5 protein-coding genes are annotated in these 5,122 nt (G+C 71.7%); 1 reads left to right on the top strand and 4 read right to left on the bottom strand.

Annotated features, from left to right (window positions below; genetic code table 11):
- Positions 1–44 precede the first annotated feature (44 nt).
- The 4 genes from ACFW2Y_RS31980 to ACFW2Y_RS31965 all read right to left on the bottom strand — a co-directional run bounded on the left by ACFW2Y_RS31980 (position 45) and on the right by ACFW2Y_RS31965 (position 3,541).
- The gene (locus tag ACFW2Y_RS31980; protein WP_015032218.1) at positions 45–419 is read right to left on the bottom strand and encodes an RNA polymerase-binding protein RbpA; all 375 of its coding nucleotides are present in this window, start codon (positions 417–419) and stop codon (positions 45–47) included.
- A 255-nt stretch (positions 420–674) separates the two neighbouring features.
- Complete coding sequence (locus ACFW2Y_RS31975; RefSeq protein WP_384886047.1) at positions 675–2,042, bottom strand: MFS transporter; 1,368 nt, start codon at positions 2,040–2,042, stop codon at positions 675–677.
- Between the two features lie 69 nt (positions 2,043–2,111).
- Positions 2,112–2,876, bottom strand: coding sequence for a glycerophosphodiester phosphodiesterase family protein (locus ACFW2Y_RS31970; protein WP_384886045.1), 765 nt, complete (start codon positions 2,874–2,876; stop codon positions 2,112–2,114).
- Positions 2,873–3,541: a YitT family protein gene (locus tag ACFW2Y_RS31965; protein ID WP_384886044.1), complete on the bottom strand. Its 669-nt coding sequence runs from the start codon at positions 3,539–3,541 to the stop codon at positions 2,873–2,875. The genes ACFW2Y_RS31970 and ACFW2Y_RS31965 overlap by 4 nt, the downstream gene beginning before the upstream one ends.
- A gap of 103 nt (positions 3,542–3,644) precedes the next feature.
- Here ACFW2Y_RS31965 and ACFW2Y_RS31960 point away from each other — a divergent pair.
- Positions 3,645–5,122, top strand: a 1,478-nt coding sequence (locus ACFW2Y_RS31960) for a PLP-dependent aminotransferase family protein (RefSeq protein WP_384886042.1), incomplete at its 3' end; no start/stop codon positions are given.

The following is a 5,122-nucleotide window of genomic DNA, read 5'->3' as shown; positions in this document are numbered from 1 at the left end:
ACGTGTGCTGGGCCCCGCGGCGTTGGTGCTCCTCCGGTCGTCCGCTAGGCGGACTTGCGGCTGTCGCGCGGATGCACGGCGATGTTCATGGCGCCGGAGCGCAGGACGGCCAGCCGCTCGGCGAGGACCTCCTCCAGCTCCTCGCGGGTGCGCCGCTCCATGAGCATGTCCCAGTGCGTGCGCGCGGGCTTGCCCTTCTTCTCCTCGGGTCCGTCCCCGTCCACCAGGAGTGCCTGGATTCCGCAGACCTTGCATTCCCACTCCGGCGGAATCTCCGCCTCAACCGAGAAGGGCATCTCAAAGCGATGTCCCTTCTCGCATGCGTACTCCACCGCCTGGCGCGGGGCCAGATCGATGCCGCGGTCGGTCTCGTAGCTCGTCACCACGAGGCGCGTGCCGCGAAGAGCTCGCTCACTCATGAATCGTGCCTCCCGGGCTTGTCGCCCACAGGACAGATGTCGCTGTCGTCGTTATCCGGTCAACGTCCGGTCGGCGGTGAAGATTCCCGTGCCGGGTCATGCGTCGCCCGTCGTGCCGCCCCTTGTTGTACCCACCAGTGACCGTTTTGTCACATCTGGCGGCAGATGTGACTAGGTGTCTTCACTAAAGCAGCACGCAGTAACGGTCCGCCTGGCAGGCCAAACGCGTACACTACCGCCCTTTCATCGTCACGTCTAAATGCGTTCCGGCACCGGGTTCCCCGCGGCCTCCACCGCGCGCCGCACCGGAACCCGGGCGAGCAGGGCGAAACCGACGGCGAAGAAGATCACCAGGGAGATGATGGCATCTCGATAGCTTCCGGTCAGTTGGTACGCGAGCCCGAACACTAGCGGACCCAGCCAGCTGAGTCCGCGGTCGCTCATCTCGTACGCCGAGAAGTACTCCGCCTCCTTGCCGCGCGGCACCAAGTGGGAGAAGAGCGAGCGCGACAGCGCCTGGCTGCCGCCCAGCACCAGGCCGATCGCGGCCGCCAGGCAGAAGAAGAACACCGGCGAGCGGGCCGGCAGGAAGTAGCCCGCTCCCAGGATCACCGTCCAGACCGCCAGGGATCCCAGAATCGTCCGCTTGGCCCCGTACTCCCGGGCGAGTCGGCCCATCCCGAGGGCGCCCGCCACCGCGAGCACCTGGACGAGCAGCACGGCCGTGATGAGCGTGGTCTGCTCCAGCTCCAGCTCCTCCGATCCGTACAGGGAGGCCTGCGAGATCACCGTCTGCACCCCGTCGTTGTAGACCAGGTACGCGAGCAGGAAGGAGAGCGTCAGCGGATGCCGGCGCATGTCCTTCAGCGTGGCGGACAGCTGGCGCCAGCCGCTGCCGACCGCACCCTCGCCGGTCCTTCCCCCTTCCGGCTGCACCCGCCGGTCGCGCAGCCGCCGCAGCGGCACGAGGGCGAAGGCGCCCCACCACACACCGGCCGAGGCCAAGCAGATCCGGATCGCCTCTCCCTCCGTGAGGCCGAAGGAGGCGTGCCCCGAGTAGAGGACCAGGTTCAGGACGAGGACCAGCGCCCCGGAGGTGTAGCCGAAGGCCCAGCCGCGCGAGGAGACCGCGTCCCGTTCGTCGGGCTCCGCGATCTGCGGCAGATAGGCGTTGTAGAGCACCATGGAGACCGACAGCGAGGCGTTCGCCACGATCAGCAGGAAGGCGCCCAGCAGGTAGCGCTCGCCCGCCAGGAAGAACATGCCCGTCGTGGCTGCCGCCCCCAGGTACGCCGCCGCCGCGAGCAGCGGCTTCTTCCGGCCCGTCCGGTCGGCCACCGCGCCCACCAGGGGCATCACCAGGACCGCCACCACGATCGAGGCGGACACGGCGTAGGCGAAGAGCGAGCCCGCCCGGATCGGTATGCCCAGTGGGTGCACGAAGCCCTCGGGATCCGCCGCGGCCCGCGCCACCGAGGTCAGGTACGGCCCCAGGAACACGGTCACGACGCTCGTCGAGTACACCGAGCACGCGAAGTCGTAGAAGTACCAGCCGCGCTGCTCGCGCCGCCGCTCGGCGGGACCGGCGGCGTACTCCTCGGGCTCGGTGGTGTCAGCGGTCACGGCCGCTCCCTCTCGTTCGTCCCGTGGTCCTGGTCCCCGCCTCCGCCCCCGACGCGGGGACGTGCGGGCTCAGACCCACTCGCCGCGCCCGGTCAGCACCGAGCGCAGCGTCTCCAGATGATCGGTCATGATGCCATCGACCCCCAGGTCGAGGAGAGAGCTCATCCGGGCCGGATCGTTCACCGTCCACACGTGGACCTGGAGCCCGCGTGCGTGCGCCTCCCGCACGAACCGCCGGTCGACCACCGGGACCCCGGCCTGACGCTCCGGGACCTGCGCCGCCACCGCCCCGGCCCGCACGGCCGCCGGGATGCCCCACGAGCGCAGCCGCAACCCCACCACCCCCCTGACCCCGTACGAGGTGGCGAGGCGGGGGCCGGCCAGGCGCTGGGCCCGTGCGACCCGGGACTCGGTGAAGGACCCGATGCAGATCCGGTCCCAGGCGTCCGTCCTGCGGATCAGGTCCACCAGCGGGGCCAGGGCCGACTCCGCCTTGAGGTCCACGTTCCAGCGGGCCTCGGGAAACTCCTCCAGCAGGTCGGCGAAGAGCGGCAGCGGCTCCGTGCCGGCCACCCGGGCTTCCCGCACCGCCGTCCACGGCAGGTCCCCGATCCGGCCCGCGGTGTCCGTCACCCGGTCGAGCGTCGCGTCGTGGAAGGCGACCAGTGCCCCGTCGGACGTCGTGTGCACATCGGTCTCGAAGTAGCGGTAGCCCGCGGTGGCGGCCCGGCGGAAGGCGGCTGCGGTGTTCTCCAGGCCGTTGGCCGCGCCGCCGCGGTGGGCGAAGGCGAGGGGGCCGGGATGGTCGAGGTAGGGGTGGAGTACGCGAGTCACGGGCGCAGTATGGCGCCTTCCGATGACGGCGCGGCGACCGAGGTGCTGCCGGAGCCCGGCTCCGGGACGGCGAACCGGCGTAGGAAGAACTGGGCGAGCGGCCCGATCGCGAGCGCGTAGAACACCGTGCCGACGCCGACCGAGCCGCCGAGCAGGAAGCCGGTGGTGACCACTGCCACCTCGATCGCCGTCCGCACCAGCCGCACCGACCGTCCGGTGAGCCGGTGCAGGCCGGTCATCAGGCCGTCCCGGGGGCCGGGGCCGAACCGCGCCGCGATGTACAGGCCGGTCGCGACTCCGTTGAGGACGACGCCCAGCACCAGGAGCGGCACCTGCTGGACCAGGCCGTCGACGCCCGGAACCAGGGCCAGGGTGCCGTCCATCGCCAGGCCGACCACGAACACGTTGGAAACGGTGCCGAGCCCGGGACGCTGCCGGATCGGGATCCACAGCAGCAGCACCACCGCGCCGACGACGATCGAGACCACGCCGATGGTCAGACCGGTCTTCTCGGCGAGGCCTTGGTGGAGGACGCCCCAGGGTTCCAGGCCGAGCCCGCTGCACACGAGCAGTGCCGAGCTGATGCCGTACAGCATCAGACCGGCGTAGAGCTGGACGAGCCGACGGGAGAGGTGCCGGCCCCGGAGGCCGGAGGCGATGGACAAGGTACTTCCCCCTGAGGTGGTGATGGTGGACTGACCCATGACACTCTGTGGCTGTGGTTCTGGTGTCAACCATGGCCAATTCGAGGAAGGTGGACTGATTTTCATGGCTCAGTGGACTTCGGCGGTGGGCCCGGCTCAGCTCGCCCGGCAGCTCCAGGCCCAGCAGTCCCGGCCCGCCGGCCCGGGTGCCCGCAAGCCGCCCGCGTACCGAGCCCTGGCCGACGGCATCCGACTCCTCGTCCTGGAAGGCCGGGTCCCGGTCGCCGCCCGCCTGCCGGCGGAACGGGAACTCGCCCAGGCCCTCACCGTCAGCCGCACCACGGTCGCCGCCGCCTACGAGGCCCTGCGCACCGAGGGCTTCCTGGAATCGCGGCGGGGCGCCGGCAGCTGGACCGCCGTGCCGGCGGGGAACCCGCTCCCCGCGCGCGGCCTCGAACCACTGCCGCCCGAGGCGCTCGGCTCGATGATCGACCTCGGCTGTGCGGCGCTGCCCGCGCCCGAGCCCTGGCTCACCCGGAGCGTCCAAGGAGCCCTGGAGGAACTGCCGCCCTATGCCCACACGCACGGGGACTACCCGGCGGGGCTTCCTGCGCTGCGGCAGATGCTCGCCGACCGGTACACCGCGCGCGGGATCCCCACCATGCCCGAACAGATCATGGTCACCACCGGAGCGATGGGCGCCATCGACGCGATCTGCCACCTCTTCGCGGGGCGCGGCGAGCGGATCGCCGTGGAGTCGCCCTCGTACGCCAACATCCTGCAGCTGATGCGCTCGGCCGGTGCCCGCCTGGTGCCCGTCGCCATGGCCGAGGGCCTCGACGGCTGGGACCTGGGCCGCTGGCGGCAGGTGCTCCGGGACGCGGCGCCCCGCCTCGCGTACGTCGTGGCCGACTTCCACAACCCCACCGGCGCGCTCGCCGACGAGGACCAGCGACGGCAGCTCGTCGAGGCGGCCCGCTCGGCCGGCACGGTGCTCGTCGTCGACGAGACCATGACCGAACTGCGCCTGGAGCACGACCTCCAGATGCCGCGACCGGTCTGCGCCTTCGACCCGGCGGGCTCCACCGTCCTCACGGTCGGTTCCGCGAGCAAGGCGTTCTGGGCGGGCATGCGCATCGGCTGGGTCAGGGCCGCACCCGATGTGATCCGTTCCCTGGTGGCCGCGCGCGCGTACGCCGACCTCGGTACCCCGGTGCTGGAACAGCTCGGCGTCAACTGGCTGATGCGGACGGGGGGCTGGGCGGAAGCCGTCGGCCTCCGCCGGGACCAGGCCAGGGAGAACCGCGACGCGCTCGTCGCCGCCGTTCGGCGGGAGCTTCCGGAGTGGGAGTTCGTGGTGCCGCGCGGAGGCCTGACCCTCTGGGTCCGTACCGGCGGCCTGTCCGGTTCGCGCCTCGCGGAGGTGGGCGAGCGGGTCGGCGTCCGCGTTCCCTCCGGTCCGCGCTTCGGCGTCGACGGCGCCTTCGAGGGTTTCGTCCGGCTGCCCTTCACGGTCGGCGGTCCGGTCGCCGACGAGGCGGCCGTCCGACTGGCCGCCGCCGCACGCCTGGTCGAGTCGGGCGCCGGTGGGGGAGCGGAGTC

Source organism: Streptomyces sp. NPDC058877, from assembly GCF_042742855.1.
Taxonomy (GTDB): Bacteria; Actinomycetota; Actinomycetes; order Streptomycetales; family Streptomycetaceae; genus Streptomyces.
This window is presented reverse-complemented; position numbering and strand designations above follow the sequence as displayed.

Coding starts and splice junctions, on each gene's coding strand:
- ACFW2Y_RS31980 (WP_015032218.1), bottom strand. CDS start 419: ATGAGTGAGCGAGCTCTTCGCGGCACGCGCCTCGTGGTGACGAGCTAC.